14 protein-coding genes and 1 riboswitch are annotated in these 13,867 nt (G+C 73.5%); of the genes, 3 read left to right on the top strand and 11 right to left on the bottom strand.

The genetic code is table 11. The features are described from left to right. Nucleotides 1–50: 50 nt before the first annotated feature. The 7 genes from Mco01_RS06415 to Mco01_RS06445 all read right to left on the bottom strand — a co-directional run bounded on the left by Mco01_RS06415 (nucleotide 51) and on the right by Mco01_RS06445 (nucleotide 7,971). Entirely contained in the window at nucleotides 51–479 is a 429-nt protein-coding gene (locus Mco01_RS06415) for an OsmC family protein (protein ID WP_036330178.1), read from the bottom strand. A 170-nt stretch (nucleotides 480–649) separates the two neighbouring features. Next, nucleotides 650–1,477: an ABC transporter ATP-binding protein gene (locus Mco01_RS06420; RefSeq protein ID WP_204055925.1), complete on the bottom strand. Its 828-nt coding sequence runs from the start codon at nucleotides 1,475–1,477 to the stop codon at nucleotides 650–652. Further along, a complete protein-coding gene (locus Mco01_RS06425) occupies nucleotides 1,465–2,340 on the bottom strand; it encodes an ABC transporter permease (protein WP_204055926.1) in 876 nt (291 codons plus the stop codon). Before Mco01_RS06425 ends, Mco01_RS06420 begins: the two co-directional genes overlap by 13 nt. Next, nucleotides 2,337–3,329 carry an ABC transporter substrate-binding protein gene (locus tag Mco01_RS06430; RefSeq protein ID WP_204055927.1) on the bottom strand — a complete coding sequence of 331 codons (993 nt, stop codon included), beginning with the start codon at nucleotides 3,327–3,329 and terminating at the stop codon, nucleotides 2,337–2,339. Before Mco01_RS06430 ends, Mco01_RS06425 begins: the two co-directional genes overlap by 4 nt. Continuing rightward, on the bottom strand, nucleotides 3,326–4,450 hold the full coding sequence (locus Mco01_RS06435; protein ID WP_051458784.1) for an agmatinase family protein: 1,125 nt from the start codon (nucleotides 4,448–4,450) through the stop codon (nucleotides 3,326–3,328). Before Mco01_RS06435 ends, Mco01_RS06430 begins: the two co-directional genes overlap by 4 nt. A 147-nt stretch (nucleotides 4,451–4,597) precedes the next feature. After that, nucleotides 4,598–4,688, bottom strand: a riboswitch (guanidine-I (ykkC/yxkD leader). A gap of 108 nt (nucleotides 4,689–4,796) precedes the next feature. Continuing rightward, nucleotides 4,797–6,413 carry an isovaleryl-CoA dehydrogenase gene (locus Mco01_RS06440; RefSeq protein ID WP_204055928.1) on the bottom strand — a complete coding sequence of 539 codons (1,617 nt, stop codon included), beginning with the start codon at nucleotides 6,411–6,413 and terminating at the stop codon, nucleotides 4,797–4,799. A gap of 76 nt (nucleotides 6,414–6,489) precedes the next feature. Next, the gene (locus Mco01_RS06445; RefSeq protein ID WP_204055929.1) at nucleotides 6,490–7,971 is read right to left on the bottom strand and encodes an ankyrin repeat domain-containing protein; all 1,482 of its coding nucleotides are present in this window, start codon (nucleotides 7,969–7,971) and stop codon (nucleotides 6,490–6,492) included. A gap of 121 nt (nucleotides 7,972–8,092) precedes the next feature. Here Mco01_RS06445 and Mco01_RS06450 point away from each other — a divergent pair, with 121 nt between their 5' ends. From Mco01_RS06450 to Mco01_RS06460, 3 genes are all read left to right on the top strand, one after another. Further along, nucleotides 8,093–8,755 carry a DUF1707 SHOCT-like domain-containing protein gene (locus tag Mco01_RS06450; RefSeq protein ID WP_239103381.1) on the top strand — a complete coding sequence of 221 codons (663 nt, stop codon included), beginning with the start codon at nucleotides 8,093–8,095 and terminating at the stop codon, nucleotides 8,753–8,755. Nucleotides 8,756–8,848: 93 nt separating this feature from the next. Continuing rightward, a complete protein-coding gene (locus tag Mco01_RS06455; protein WP_204055931.1) occupies nucleotides 8,849–9,346 on the top strand; it encodes a SigE family RNA polymerase sigma factor in 498 nt (165 codons plus the stop codon). Between the two features lies 1 nt (nucleotide 9,347). Then, nucleotides 9,348–10,121, top strand: a complete 774-nt coding sequence (locus Mco01_RS06460) for a hypothetical protein (protein ID WP_204055932.1) — start codon at nucleotides 9,348–9,350, stop codon at nucleotides 10,119–10,121. A 73-nt stretch (nucleotides 10,122–10,194) separates the two neighbouring features. Here Mco01_RS06460 and Mco01_RS06465 read toward each other — a convergent pair whose 3' ends face one another. The 4 genes from Mco01_RS06465 to Mco01_RS06480 form a co-directional block, all read right to left on the bottom strand. Beyond that, nucleotides 10,195–10,962, bottom strand: a complete 768-nt coding sequence (locus Mco01_RS06465) for a sirohydrochlorin chelatase (RefSeq protein WP_239103382.1) — start codon at nucleotides 10,960–10,962, stop codon at nucleotides 10,195–10,197. A gap of 23 nt (nucleotides 10,963–10,985) precedes the next feature. Continuing rightward, nucleotides 10,986–11,714, bottom strand: a complete 729-nt coding sequence (locus Mco01_RS06470) for a phosphoadenylyl-sulfate reductase (RefSeq protein WP_036330168.1) — start codon at nucleotides 11,712–11,714, stop codon at nucleotides 10,986–10,988. Nucleotides 11,715–11,779: 65 nt separating this feature from the next. Continuing rightward, nucleotides 11,780–11,932: a hypothetical protein gene (locus Mco01_RS06475; protein WP_030505394.1), complete on the bottom strand. Its 153-nt coding sequence runs from the start codon at nucleotides 11,930–11,932 to the stop codon at nucleotides 11,780–11,782. Continuing rightward, entirely contained in the window at nucleotides 11,929–13,611 is a 1,683-nt protein-coding gene (locus Mco01_RS06480) for a nitrite/sulfite reductase (protein WP_204055933.1), read from the bottom strand. Before Mco01_RS06480 ends, Mco01_RS06475 begins: the two co-directional genes overlap by 4 nt. Nucleotides 13,612–13,867: the final 256 nt, after the last annotated feature.

The raw sequence follows: 13,867 nt of genomic DNA on the forward strand, positions 1-13,867 counted from the left end.
ACGTCGAAGCCCCCGCCGGAACCGCGTCCCGGCGGGGGCCCGTGCGCCGATCAGCCGATCAGTTCGGCGTTCAGCGAGATCGTGGTGCCGGCGAGCGCCTTGCTGACCGGGCAGTTGGCCTTGGCCGTCTCGGCCGCCTGCTGGAAGTCCTCAGCGGAGATCCCGGGCACCTGGGCGCGGACCGTGAGGACGATCCCCGTGATCCCCTCGCCGGGCTGGAAGGTCACGTCGGCCCGGGTCTCGACCGACTGCGGCGGCGTGCCCGCCTGGGCGAGGCCGTGCGACAGCGCCATCGAGAAGCACGACGAGTGGGCCGCGGCGATCAGCTCCTCGGGGCTGGTCTTCCCGTTGGCCTGCTCCGCACGCGACGCCCAGGAGACGTCGAAGGTGCCGACGCCGGAGGTGTCGAGCGACACGACGCCCGAGCCGTCGAGCAGCGCGCCCTTCCACTGCGTCGTCGCGGTACGAGTGGTCGCCATGGCGATTCCCTTCACTAGTGAGCCATATCCACCGACGACCCTAGCGCCGTCCGGAGGAGGCACGGTGAACGACGCCCCCCGACGCCCCCCCGACGCCATTCAGACCCCCGCGCGCCCTCTGAGGCCCTCCATACGCCCGCGAGCGGCCCCGGGCCGCTCGCGGGCGCCGGTCACGGGGACAGGCGGGCCTGGTGGGCGCGGTGCTCGGCCCTGACCAGGTCCTCCACCGCGGCCTTGATCTTCAGGAACTCCGGGGTCCGCTTGACCTCCAGCGAGCGCGGCTCCGGCAGGTCGATGGCGATGTCCTGGCTGATCCGCCCGGGGTCGCTCGACAGCACGAGCACCCGCTGACCGAGGAAGACGGCCTCCTCGACGTCGTGGGTGACCATGACCACCGTGGAGCGCCGGGCCGGGCCGGTGGCGGCGCCGTCGGCCGCGCTCGGCACGTCCTGCCACACCTGGCGGATGAACAGCTGCATGTCCTCCTTGGTCTGCACGTCGAGCGCGCCGAACGGCTCGTCGAGCAGCAGTACCCGCGGCGCGCAGGCCAGCGCGCGGGCGATCGACACGCGCTGCTGCTGCCCGCCGGACAGGCGGCCGGGCAGGGCCCCCGCGAGGTGCGCGAGGCCCACCTCGTCGAGCAGCCACCGCACCCGCTCCTGCCGGGCGGCCCTGGGCACGCCAAGCGCCTCCAGCCCGAACGCGACGTTGCGGGCCACGTCCCGCCAGGGGAACAGGGACGCGGTCTGGAACACCAGACCCCGGTCGGGTCCGGGCCCCAGCACCTCGTGGCCGTCGAGGAGCACCCGCCCGGTCGAGGGCCGCGACAGCCCGGCGATCAGGCACAGCAGCGTCGACTTGCCGGAGCCGCTGGCGCCGACCACGCAGACGAACTCGCCGGGCGCCACCGAGACGTCCACGTCCTGGAGGACCGGCCGCCCGGGGACGAACTCCTTGCCGAGCGCCTCGACGCGCAGCCCGGCCGTCACCGCGTCCACCTCCCCACGCGGGTGCGCAGCAGCCGCAGCGCGACGTCGATCGTGAGCCCGATCAGCCCGATGACGACGAGGATCGCGAAGATCCGGTCGGTCTGCAGGAACCGCTGGGCCCGGGTGATCCGGTAGCCGAGCCCGGACGTGGCGGCCACCAGCTCGGCGACCACCACGAAGTTCCAGGCCGCGGCTGCGTTCACCCGCATCGCGTCGATGATCCCCGGCAGCGCGTGGGGGAGCACGACCCGCGACGCCACCCGCAGCCGCGACGCGCCGAGGGTCGCCGAGACCTCCAGCAGCCGGTGCGGCACCTGCCGCACCACGTCGGCGGTCATCAGCGTGTTGAAGAACACCACGCCCAGCACGAGCAGGGCGATCTTGGACGGCTCCCCGATGCCCAGCCAGATGATCAGCAGCGGGATGAACGCCGAGGCGGGCAGGTAGCGCAGGATGCCGATGACGGGTTCGAGCAGCGGCTGCGCCCACCCGAGCGTCCCCATCGCGAACCCGACCGGCACGGAGATCAGCACGGCCAGGCCGAAGCCGGCCCCGATCCGGCCCAGGCTCGCCAGCAGGTCGGACGGCAGGTCGCCGGTGCCCGCCATGTCCACCGCGGCCGACCAGACGGCCGAGGGGGACGGCAGGAACGTCGGGTCGACCATCCCGGTCGCGCTCAGCGCCCACCACGCCGTCACCGGGCCGAGGATCGACACGGCCCGCAGGATCCAGGCCGTACGGGGGGAGACCGAGGTGGTGAGCAGCCGGATCCGGGCGGGCGGGGGGAGCGGCGGCTCGGGCGGCCCGCCCTGGACCCCGGTCTCGGCGGCCTGACGGCCCTCCTCGGCGACCATCGGCTCGGCCCGGCTCACGGCTGCACCGCCTGGACGAACTGGGGGGCGAACAGGCCGTCGAGCGGCGGCGGCGCGTCCACCAGCTCGGACGCCACCAGGAAGTCCGAGATCTGCCGCGCGCTTGCCGTCAGGTCGCCGCCGAACGCCGCCCGGTTCTGGTCGAGCGTGAAGATCGTCGTCCCCTTGTCGTACGACTCGTAGTCGGGCACGCCCACGCCGGCCCGCTTGGCCATGATCTCCATGGCCTCGGCCCGGTGGTCCCTGATCCACGCGATCGTGTCGAACCAGGTGTTCACCAGCCCCTGGACGGCCTTGGGGTCACGGCCGAGCAGGTCCCGCGTGACCACGAGGTGGTCGGGGATCGCGCCGGGGAAGTCGGCCGAGGTCGCGATCGCCCTGCTGCCGGGCCGCTTCAGCGCCGTCGTGGTGAACGGCGCGAACACGCCCACGGCGTCCACCTGGCCGGCGACGAAGGCGGCCGCGGCCGCGTCGGTCGCCAGCGGCTGGAACTTCACGTCGGCCTCGGTGAGCCCGGCCTTCTTCAGCGCCAGCAGGAGCAGGTAGTGGTCGACCGTGCCCTGCTCGGCCGCCACCGTCTTGCCCTTCAGGTCGGCGAGCGAGGAGATCCCGGACCTGGCGATGATCTGGTCGTTGCCGGTCGAGTTGTCGTTGACCAGCACGATGCTCTGCTTGGCGCCCCCGGCGACCGAGGCGAGCGTGTCGTTCAGCGTCTGGCTGTTGGCGTCGATCTTCCCGGTGGCCAGGGCGTTGAGCGAGTCGGTGTAGCTGTCGAAGTACTTGAGCTCGACGTTCACCCCGTTCGCGCGGAACAGGCCCCGCTCCTCGGCCACCTGCCAGGGGAACCAGCCGGGCCAGGCGCTGAAGCCCAGCGTGATCGCGCCTCCGGGCGAGGCGGCCGGCGTTCTCGCCGGTGAGGCGCACCCCGCGCCCAGGGCGAGCGCGAGGACGAGCGTGAGGACGGCGGTGAGGCGACGGCGGGGCGTCATGAGGCGGCCCCCTTCTTCTTGGGGAGATGGCCCGCGCGGACCAGGCACCCGAGGGTGTCGCAGATCACGCGGGTGGCGATGAGCGAGGTGATCTCCGCGTTGTCGTACGGCGGGGAGCACTCGACCACCTCGATCCCGGCGAGCGGCCGGGCGTCGGCGATGAGCTGGATGAACTTGAGCACCTCGCGGGGGAGGAACCCGCCGGGCTCGGGCCAGCCGGTTCCGGGGACGAAGGCCGCGTCGAGGCAGTCGACGTCGAAGGAGAGCCAGACGGCGTCGGCGCCGTCCCAGGCCACGTCGAGGGCCCGCTCGGCGGCCGTCTCGATGCCCATCTCGACGCAGTCGGTCACCGTCATGATCGTGGTGCCGCGCTCCCTGCCGACCTTGACGCCGGGGCGGGGGGCCTGCCAGCCGCCGATGCCGATCTGGACGAGGTTCTTGGGCGGCACGTTCGGGATGTCCGTGGCGTGGAACCACGGCGTGGTGTGCATCCGCTCGTCGAGGTCGGTCTCCTGGGTGTCGACGTGCCGGTCGAAGTGGATGATCCCGACGTTGCCCTGCACGTGCTGGGCCACGCCGCGGACGGTCGGGTACCCGATCGAGTGGTCCCCGCCGAGCACCACGGGGAAGGCGCCGCTCTCGAAGACGTGCGCGACGCCCTTGCTGATCTGGTCGAAGGTCTTCTCGATGTTCCCGGGGATGGTGAAGATGTCGCCGAGGTCGCAGATCGTGATCGACTCCCGCAGGTCGACGCCCAGCTCGAAGCTGTAGGGGCCGTACAGCGCGGAGATCTTGCGGATGCCCTGCGGGCCGAACCGGGTGCCGGAGCGGTAGGTGGTGCCGCCGTCGAACGGCGCGCCCAGCACGGCCACGTCGTATTCCCCGCAGCGCCGCACGTCCTCGACGTACGGCGCTTTGAGGAAGGTGTTGATCCCGGCGAAGTGCGGCAGCTCGCCGCGGGAGAACGTCGGGATGCTCCGGTCGACGATCGAGTCGGCCCCCTGGAGGCCGAGCTCGAGACCCCGCCGGATCTCGCGCTCGTGCATCGTGGTGGGGAGCTCGGCCTCGCGCTCGACGGCGTAGCGGGCTTCGGGACCGTAGTTGCTGTGGAGGTGTCCCACGGCACTCCTGTAGGGAAGGCCTCAGCCAGGGAGGCGTGCGGTCTCCCGCCGCCCGTGCGGGCGGCGGCTCTTCGACTGCGTGCGATCCCATGCCCGTGAACGCGTCCGCGGACTGTCCGCGTACGGTCGCCGGGTCCAGGGACCGCGGCCTCCCGGGCTTTTGTCCCGCCGTGGAGCGGCCGTCGCCGGCCGCCTGCACCTCTCGGACCAGCCGAACGGAACCCTAGGTGCGCCCCACCGCCGGGCGGTGAGTCCCCTTCATGACAGCGCTGGGCTGTTTCCTCCGGATGTCGCGGGTGTAGCCGTCCGGTGACCGCCTATTCACCGCGCCGTCGCCCGCCGGCCCTCATACGCCGGGCCGCCCGGCGCGCTCGATCACGGCCTCCAGGTCGAGCCCGGCGGGCAGCGTGCCGAACGCCCGCCCCCAGTCGCCCGACAGGCGGGAGGCGCAGAACGCGTCGGACACGGCGGCGGGCGCGTGCCGCACCAGCAGGGACGCCTGGAGGACCAGGGTCATCTCCTCGGCCACCCGGCGGGCGTCGGCCTCGCCCGCCGACGCGAGCCGCTTGAGCAGGCGCTCGGAGGCGTCCGCCACCCGGCGGTCGCCGGCGAGGGCCACCTCGGCGAAGAAGGCGTCCACCGCCTCCGGCTCGCGCGCCATCACCCGCATGAGGTCGAGCGCCGCCACGTTGCCCGAGCCCTCCCAGACGCCGTTCAGCGGCGACTCCCGGAACAGCCGCGGCATCTGCGACTCCTCGACGTACCCGTTGCCGCCGAGGCACTCCAGCGCCTCGGCCGCGTGGACCGGCGCCCGCTTGCAGATCCAGTACTTGGCGGCGGCGAGCGCGGACCGCCGGAACAGGCCCTCGCCCGCGTCCCCGCGGACCGCCCGGTCGGTCGCCCCGGCCAGCCGCGTCATCAGCGCGGTCGCGGCCTCCGACTCCAGCGCGAGGTCGGCCAGCACGGCCCGCATGAGCGGCTGGTCGGCCAGCTCCCTGCCGAATACCCTGCGGTGCCGGGCGTGGTGGAGGGCCTGGGTGAGGCCGTACCGCATGCCGGCGGCCGAGCCGATCACGCAGTCGAGCCGGGTCATGTTGACCATCTCGATGATCGTGCGGACGCCGCGGCCCTCCTCGCCGACGAGGTGGGCGACCGCGCCCTCGTACTCGACCTCGGCGGAGGCGTTCGACCTGTTGCCCAGCTTGTCCTTCAGCCGCATCAGCCGCATCGCGTTGCGGGTGCCGTCCGGCAGCACGCGGGGGAGCAGGAAGCACGACAGCCCGCCGGGGGCCTGGGCCAGCACCAGGAACGCGTCGCACATCGGGGCCGAGTTGAACCACTTGTGCCCGGTCAGAGCGAAGGTGCCGTCCGCCAGCGGCTCGGCCCGGGTCGTGTTGGCCCGCACGTCGGAGCCGCCCTGCTTCTCCGTCATCGCCATGCCGGCCAGCACGCCGCGCTTGTCCAGCGGCGGCCGCAGCCCGAAGTCGTACGTCCGGGAGGCCAGCAGCGGCTCCCACTCGGCCCGCAGCGCGGGGGAGTGCCGCAGCGCCGCGACGGCCGCGTACGTCATGGAGATCGGGCAGCCGTGCCCCGCCTCCACCTGTGACCAGACGTGGAACTTGGCCGCCCGGGCGACGTGCGCGCCGGGCCTGGCGGACGTCCAGGGGGCCGCGTGCAGGCCGTTCTCGACGGCGACCGACATCAGCTCGTGCCAGGCCGGGTGGAACTCGACCTCGTCGATCCGGTGGCCGTACCGGTCGTGCGTGCGCAGCACCGGCGGGTGCTCGTTGGCCAGCCGGCCCCACTCCTGCGCCCGCGCCGAGCCCGCCAGCAGGCCGAGCTGGCGCAGCTCCCCCACGGCCCAGTCGGCGCCCTCCCTGGCCAGGCCCTCCAGCAGCGCGGGGTCGGCGGCCACGTCGTGGCCGGTCAGCGGGGGCACCTGGTTGGTCACGTCGTGGGTCACGGGGGGTCCTCCTGTCGCCGTCCGGACTCCATCTCAGCACTCCCCGCGCACGGCTGGAACACCCGGGTCGCGGCGGTCACGAGCCGGAGATCTCCAGCCCGAGCTCCTGGGCCGCCTCCAGGGCCAGCTCCCGCGCGTACGACTGGTCGCCGGGCAGGCGGCGCGTCTCGCACAGCACCCGGTGGATGCCCTCGATGGCCCGCCTGTCCCCCCGGGCCGCGAGCCCGTGCGCCGCCTCCGCCGCCGTGGCCGGGTCGGGGTCGCCGAGCCGGGCGGCCAGCGCCTCCCGGATCCGGGGCGTGTCGGCGGCCAGCCCGGCGACGGCCATGGTGGCCCAGTCGCGCACCTCGTCGTCCGGGCACTCGCTCAGCCGCACCAGCGCGGCCAGCCCCTCGTCGTCGTCCGGCGGCAGGACGGCCGCGAGCGCCATGGCGTCGCTCACGGTCGGCCGGCGGCCGGGCCGCTCCACGACCGCCAGCACCTCGGGCAGCGCCCGTTCGTCGGCGTGGTGGCCCAGGGCGTGCAGGACCGCGTCGAGGACCTGCGGGTCGTCCTCGCGCCGGGCCATCTCCCGCAGCAGCGGCAGCGTGCGCTCGTGGTAGGAGCCGCGTCCCTCCTGGCCGAACTCGGCCAGCACGTCGGCGCCGAACTCGCGGCCCACGGGGTCGTCGCCCTCGCACAGCCGGGCCGCCGCGGCGAACGTCTCGTCGTCGTGCCGCTGCCGCAGCGCGTACACGGCGGCCCACCAGGTCTCGTCCTCCCCGTCCAGCTCCCGGTACGGCAGCACCCGCCGCAGCAGCTCCCCGGCGGACGGCCGGACGCCCAGCGCCGTCTCCAGCACGGTGGCCACGGCGGCGTGGCCCAGCTGCCGGGTCAGGCCGTACCCTGACCCGTCGGGCCGCCTGGCCTCGACCGTGACGAGCTGGGTGCCGTCCGCGGCCCTGCTCCTCCCGACGAGCAGCGTGCACTCGCCCTCCACCTGCGCGGCCGCCTCGGCGCGCAGGGCCGCCTCCAGGTCGGCCGCCGCCCACCGGCGGGCGATCTCGAGCGGGGCCGCGCCGTCCGTCCCCGGCAGGGAGGGGTCCGCCCCGTGCTCCAGCAGCGACCACACGATGCCGTACGCGCCGTAACGGGCGGCCAGCGTCAGCGGGGTGTCGCCCTCGTCGTCCGCCAGGTCCGGCGTGGCTCCCGCGTCGAGCAGGATGTCGGCGGACGCCAGGTTGCCGTTCGCGGCCGCCCACAGCAGGGCCGTCCAGCCCCCGGCCTCCCGGGCGTCGGGGTCGGCGCCGCCGTCGAGCAGCGCCTGGACGGTCTCGGCGTGGTTCCAGCAGGCCGCCGCGCACAGCGGCAGCCCCTCCTCGTCGCCGCCGCTCGGCTGGTCGGGGTCCGCGCCGTACTCCAGCAGCAGCCGCACGATCTCCTGGTCGCCGCGCATCGCCGCCCGGTACAGCGGCGTGCTGCCCTGGGCGGGGTTCAGGGCCGTGTCCGGGTGCAGCAGGGCCGCCACCCGCGACAGGTCCCCTCCCGCGATCGCCTCCAGAAGCTTGCTGCGGGTCACTTCTCCATGCTCACACAGCGGTCAGGGAAGCCCGTCCGGGGGAGAGGGGATTCGTTCCCAGGGAGGATGGGTCGGGCGCCGATCACGCGTTACGGTAGACGTCGTGAATGATCCGGGTGGTATGCGTGCTTCCGACGCCGAGCGGGAGACCGTCGTGGAGCGGCTCCGCGAGGCGTCCGTCGAGGGACGGCTGACGCTCGCCGAGCTCACCGAGCGCACCGAGGCGGCCTACCTGGCCCAGACCCACGCCGAGCTCGCCCAGCTCACGTCCGACCTGCCGGGCGCCGCCCCCGTCGCGCCGCCGGCGCCGCAGCCCTCCTCGGCCCTGCCGCAGCGTCAGCCGGGCAAGGTGCGGACCTGGATCGTCGCGGTCATGGGCGACGCGAAGCGCCACGGCAAGTGGCGGATCGACCAGGAGATCGCCGCCGTGTCCGTGATGGGCGACGTCACGCTCGACCTGCGCCAGGCCGAGGTGCGCACGCCCGAGGTGGACATCCTCGCCACCTGCGTGATGGGTGACATCAAGGTCATCGTCCCGGACGGCGTCGACGTCGAGCTGTCCGGCGTGACGATCATGGGGGACAAGAAGGTCAGGGTCGTCGAGGCGCCGCCCGGCCACAACGCCCCGGTCGTCCGGGTCAAGGCGTTCGTCCTCATGGGCGACGTGAAGATCATCGGCGACTCGCAGGCCGGGCCGATCAAGCGGGACTGGTTCGCCTGGAGCGAGTGGTGGCGCGAGCGCCGCCACGGCCTCGGCCACGAGCGCGGCCGCTACCTCCCCTGACGTCTTCCCGGCGAATCCCCTCCGCGCGGCAACACGGGCGCGGGCCCGAAGAGTAGTCATCGGTGACCGTTCACCGATCGACGAGGGGCTCCCATGCGCGACCGGGCCGACTTCGAACGCTACGTCGAGCAGCGCTCGGACCGCCTGCTCCGGACGGCTTACCTGCTGTGCCGCAACTGGGCCACCGCCGAGGACCTGGTGCAGACCGCCCTGGCCAAGGCGTGGACGGCCTGGCGCAGGGTCGGCGACGACCCCGACCCGTACGTCTACCGCATCCTGGCCAACACCCACGCCACCTGGTGGCGCAGACGCTGGCGCGGCGAGCAGCCGACGGCCTCGCCGCCAGAGCCCGCCGTCGCCGACGCCGCCGACGCGCTCGGCTCCCGGGCCGCCGTACGGCAGGCCCTCGCCTGCCTGCCGCCGCGTCAGCGAGCGGTGATCGTTCTGCGCTACTTCGCCGATCTCGGGGATCCCGAGATCGCCGAGATCCTCGGCTGCACGCCCGCGACCGTCCGCAGCCAGGCCAGCAGGGCGCTGGCGCGGCTCCGCGTCGATCCCGCCGCCCGCTCCGCCATGAGCCTGGAGGGCTGACATGACGATGACCGAGACCGAGCTGCGCGACCTGCTGGCGGGGGACTCCGCCGGACCGCCGGGGCGGGTGACCGTGGCGGACGTCGGCCGCCGTGTCCGCCGGATGCGCCGCCGCCGCGCGGCCGCGGGCGTCGCGCTCGCCGCGGGGGTGGCCGCGGTGGCGCTCGCCCCGAGGACGATCCCGGTGGCCGCGGACGACACCTGGATCGCCACCCCGGCCTCGCCGGCGCCCACCCCCTCGGTGATGTACATACCGGACGGCAGGGTGGTGCTGGACGAGGAGATCGGGACCGGGGGGCTCGTGCGGACGTACCCGTACACGGGCGGCAGCGGGCCGGCGACCGTCCAGGTCGCCTGCCGCGTGCCGTCCTACGTGTTCCTGTGGCTGGACGGCGACCTGATCGACCAGGGCCCGTGCGGCATCCAGAGCGATCACGTGGACCGCCTCCGTTCCTGGACGGACCACTCGGGCCGGGATCTGAAGGGCCGCCACGAGGTGGGCGTGGCCGTGGTGCCGGCGGAGCGGGTGGGGCAGGACCGGCAGGCGGCGCTCACCAGGGACCAGGTCGCCGCCCTGCTCGGCGCGACCGGCCGGTACCCGGTCTCCGCCCGGCTCACCGTACGGGAGGCGTGGCCCGTGACCGGTGTGGGCATGCCTCAGAACTGCCGCGGAGACGTGGTGATCCGTAACGGCAACGGCCAGGAGGTGCACTCGTCGTGGTGCGACCTCCAGCCGGGGATCCCGTTCCCGGGGGACGGCCCGTCCCCCTCGTGACGGCGGCGTCGCGGCCGTGCCCTCTCGGCGACGGCCTCGGCCGGGCGTGCCGTCCCGGGCCGCGTGGCGCCGGTCAGGCGGTGGCGACGGCCTCCGGTCGGTGGAGGGCCTGGTCATAGCGCTCCAGGAGGATGCGGGCGATCTCGGGGGCCGGCCCGAGGACGTCGGCGACCACCTCGGCGCCCGCCTCGCGGGCGTCGCCCGCCACCCGGTCCGCGAACAGGCCCGGCGCCAGCAGGTACGGCGCGACCACGACGCGGGGGGCTCCGGCGCGCGTGAGCCGTACGACCTCGTCCCTGGGGGTGGGGGCGGCGGCCGAGGCGTAGGCGGGCGTCACCGACCACCAGGGACGCCGCCGGGCCCACGTCCGGGCGACGCCGCCGACGGTGGCGTTGGCCCGGCGGTCGCTCGACCCCGCGGACACCAGCACCACGGCCGTGTCCGGGTCGCCGAGCGGGACCCCGGCCTCGGCCAGGCGCCGTTCCAGGGCGTCGACCAGCAGCGGGTGCGGCCCGAGCGTCGCGCCGAGCGCCACCCGCAGCCTCGGGCGCCGGGCGGCCGACTCCCGCAGCGCCGCGGGGATGTCCACCCGGCTGTGGTAGGCCGCCGTGAGCAGCAGCGGCAGGACGACGGCCTCGTCCAGCCCCGACAGCGCCTGCGGCAGCGCCGGCGCCGCGTGGTCGAGGTAGGCCGTGCGGACGTCGAGGCCGGGCCGCGCCCGCCGGACACCCTCCAGCAGCGCCTCCACCGCGACGGCGGCGCGCGGGTCGCGGGACCCGTGCGCCACCGCGATGAGCGGCGGGGCGCCGTGCGGGCGGATGCGCGGACGGGCGGTGGTCACGGCGGACGGTCCGATGGGCGGGTTCAGAGGTGGATGCCGCACTCGATCTTGCCGAGCCCGGCCCAGCGGCCGCTGCGTGGGTCCTCGCCCGGCGCCACGCGGCGGGTGCAGGGGGCGCAGCCGATCGACGGGTAGTCGTCGTAGTGCAGCGGGTTGATCAGCACGCCGTTGTCGGCGATGTAGTTGTCGACCTCCTCCTGCGTCCACCGGGCGATGGGGTTGACCTTCACCATCTGCCGCTTGGCGTCCCACTCCACGACCTTCGTGCCGGCCCGGGTGGGCGACTCGTCGCGGCGGATGCCGGAGATCCAGGCGAGGTACGGCTCGAGGGCCCGGTTGAGCGGCTCCACCTTGCGCAGGTAGCAGCACAGGTCGGGGTTGCGCCCGTGCAGCCGCGGCCCGAGGTCGCGGTCCTGCTCCTCGACGGTACGGGACGGGGTGATGTTGATGAGGTTCACCTTGTAGACGGCCTCGACCGCGTCCCGGGTGCCGATCGTCTCGGCGAAGTGGTAGCCGGTGTCGATGAACAGCACGTCCACGCCGGGCTTCACCCGGCTGACCAGGTCGATCAGCAGGGCGTCGCTCATCGAGGAGGTGAGACAGAGGCGGTCGCCGAACGTGGCCGCGGCCCAGCGGATGATCTCGCGGGCGGGCGCGTCCTCAAGGAACTCGGCGGCGGACTCGACGATCCCCTGCAGGTCGAGCGTCACTCGCTGGCGCTCCAGTCCTGCCTCTATCTCCACCAATGACATCGTTACTCCTCAGGCATCGTTCGTCTGGTTCTTCGGGGTTGTGGGATCGGAGGCGGGCGGGGGGCTCAGGAGCGGACGCCGAGGCCGAGGAACTTCACCCGGAAGGCGCGGGCGCAGGACCGGCAGTACCATCCGTGGCTCTCCTCCTCCGTGACGTACGGCTCCAGGTCCTCCTCGCCGCAGTACGGGCAGTAGAAGGGCGCCGCCCGCTCGGTCATTTGAGGTCGGCCTCGTCGGCGCGCTGGACCCACTCGGAGAACGTCTCGCCGTTGTTGCGCTGCTTCTCGAAGTTGCGCACGACCCGCTCCACGTAGTCGGGCAGCTCCTCCGCCGTGGCCTTGAGCCCGCGGACCTTGCGGCCGAAGCTCGGGTTCAGGCCGACCGAGCCGCCCAGGTGGATCTGGTAGCCCTCCACCTGCTCGCCCTTGTCGTTCACGACGAGCTGGCCCTTGAGCCCGATGTCGGCCACCTGGATGCGGGCGCAGGAGTTGGGACAGCCGTTGACGTTGATGGTGAGCGGCTCCGCGAAGTCGGGCAGGCGCCGCTCCAGCTCCTCGATCAGGCCGGAGGCCGTCCCCTTGGTCTCGACGATCGCCAGCTTGCAGAACTCGATGCCGGTGCACGCCATCGTCTGCCGGCGGAACGTGGACGGCGTCACCCGCAGGTCAGCCGCCTCGAGGTCGCGGACGATCGAGTCCACCTGGTCCGGCGCGACGTCGAGGACGACCATCTTCTGCTCGACCGTCGTGCGGACCCGGGTGGAGCCGTGCCGCTCGGCGATGTCGGCGATCCGGTGGAGCGTGTCGCCGTCCACCCGGCCCACCCTGGGGGCGAAGCCGACGTAGAAGTTGCCGTCCCGCTGGGGGTGGACCCCGACGTGGTCGCGGCGGCCGCCGCGCGGCGTCTCGGGGGCCGGGCCGTCCGGGAGGGCGTACTTCAGGTACTCGGTCTCCAGGACCTGCCGGAACTTCTCGGCTCCCCAGTCGTTGACCAGGAACTTGATGCGGGCGCGGTGGCGCAGCCGCCGGTAGCCGTAGTCGCGGAAGATCCCGCAGACGCCCGCCCACACCTCGTGGACCTGCTCGGGACGGACGAACGCGCCGAGGCGCTTGGCGAACATCGGGTTGGTCGACAGGCCGCCGCCGACCCAGACGTCGAAGCCCGGCTCGCCGCGCTCGTTCACGACACCCACGAAAGCCACGTCGTTGATCTCGTGGACGGTGCAGTGGGCCGGGCAGCCGCCGATGGCGGTCTTGAACTTGCGCGGCAGGTTCGAGAACGCCTGGTCGCCGATGTAGCGCTCGTTGACCTCGCGGATCTGCGGCGTGCCGTCGATCACCTCGTCGGCGTCGATGCCCGCGAGCGGGCACCCGAGGATGACGCGCGGGGTGTCGCCGCAGGCCTCGGTCGTCGACAGGCCGACCGCCTCGAGGCGGGCCCAGATGTGCGGGACGGCCTCGATCTCGATCCAGTGGAGCTGGATGTTCTGCCGGTCGGTGATGTCGGCCGTGCCCCGGGCGTACGTGTTCGAGATGTCGGCGATGACCCGCAGCTGCTCCAGGCTGAGCTGCCCGCCGTCGATCCGGACGCGGAGCATGAAGTAGCGGTCGTCGAGCTCCTCCGGCTCCAGGATCGCGGTCTTGCCCCCGTCGATCCCGGGCTTGCGCTGCGTGTACAGCCCGAACCAGCGGAACCTGCCGCGCAGGTCGGCGGGGTCGATCGAGTCGAAGCCCCGCTTGGAGTAGACGTCGATGATCCGCTGACGGACGTTGAGCCCGTCGTCGTTCTTCTTGTTCTCCTCGTTCTTGTTCAGCGGCTCACGGTAACCGAGAGCCCACTGGCCTTCGCCGCGCGGGCGTTTGTGGTGGCGGTTCGCCGGGCGGGCCGGGGTGCTCATGGGCACGTCCTTCTCCGAGGATCGGTCTGAGGATCGGTCGTCGGGCGCCCGGCGCAGGCGGCCTCTCACCTCGCCGTCGAGTGTGAGGGCACAAAAAAGACGCCAGGCCGCGCGCCCGAGTTGAACAGCGGAGGGCGACGGTCAGCCGGCGTCAGTACAGATCGCGCTGCGGACACGCAGGAGATCGACGTGGCGTCGCACGACGAGCAACGGGTCCGCTGGCATGTCCCAAACGATACCCCGGAGATCCTGGATG

Origin of the sequence: Microbispora corallina (genome assembly GCF_016863035.1) — a bacterium.
GTDB classification, from domain to species: Bacteria; Actinomycetota; Actinomycetes; order Streptosporangiales; family Streptosporangiaceae; genus Microbispora; species Microbispora corallina.

Coding starts and splice junctions, on each gene's coding strand:
- Mco01_RS06415 (WP_036330178.1), bottom strand. CDS start 479: ATGGCGACCACTCGTACCGCGACGACGCAGTGGAAGGGCGCGCTGCTC.
- Mco01_RS06430 (WP_204055927.1), bottom strand. CDS start 3,329: ATGACGCCCCGCCGTCGCCTCACCGCCGTCCTCACGCTCGTCCTCGCG.
- Mco01_RS06450 (WP_239103381.1), top strand. CDS start 8,093: ATGCGTGCTTCCGACGCCGAGCGGGAGACCGTCGTGGAGCGGCTCCGC.
- Mco01_RS06455 (WP_204055931.1), top strand. CDS start 8,849: ATGCGCGACCGGGCCGACTTCGAACGCTACGTCGAGCAGCGCTCGGAC.
- Mco01_RS06460 (WP_204055932.1), top strand. CDS start 9,348: ATGACGATGACCGAGACCGAGCTGCGCGACCTGCTGGCGGGGGACTCC.
- Mco01_RS06470 (WP_036330168.1), bottom strand. CDS start 11,714: ATGTCATTGGTGGAGATAGAGGCAGGACTGGAGCGCCAGCGAGTGACG.
- Mco01_RS06475 (WP_030505394.1), bottom strand. CDS start 11,932: ATGACCGAGCGGGCGGCGCCCTTCTACTGCCCGTACTGCGGCGAGGAG.
- Mco01_RS06480 (WP_204055933.1), bottom strand. CDS start 13,611: ATGAGCACCCCGGCCCGCCCGGCGAACCGCCACCACAAACGCCCGCGC.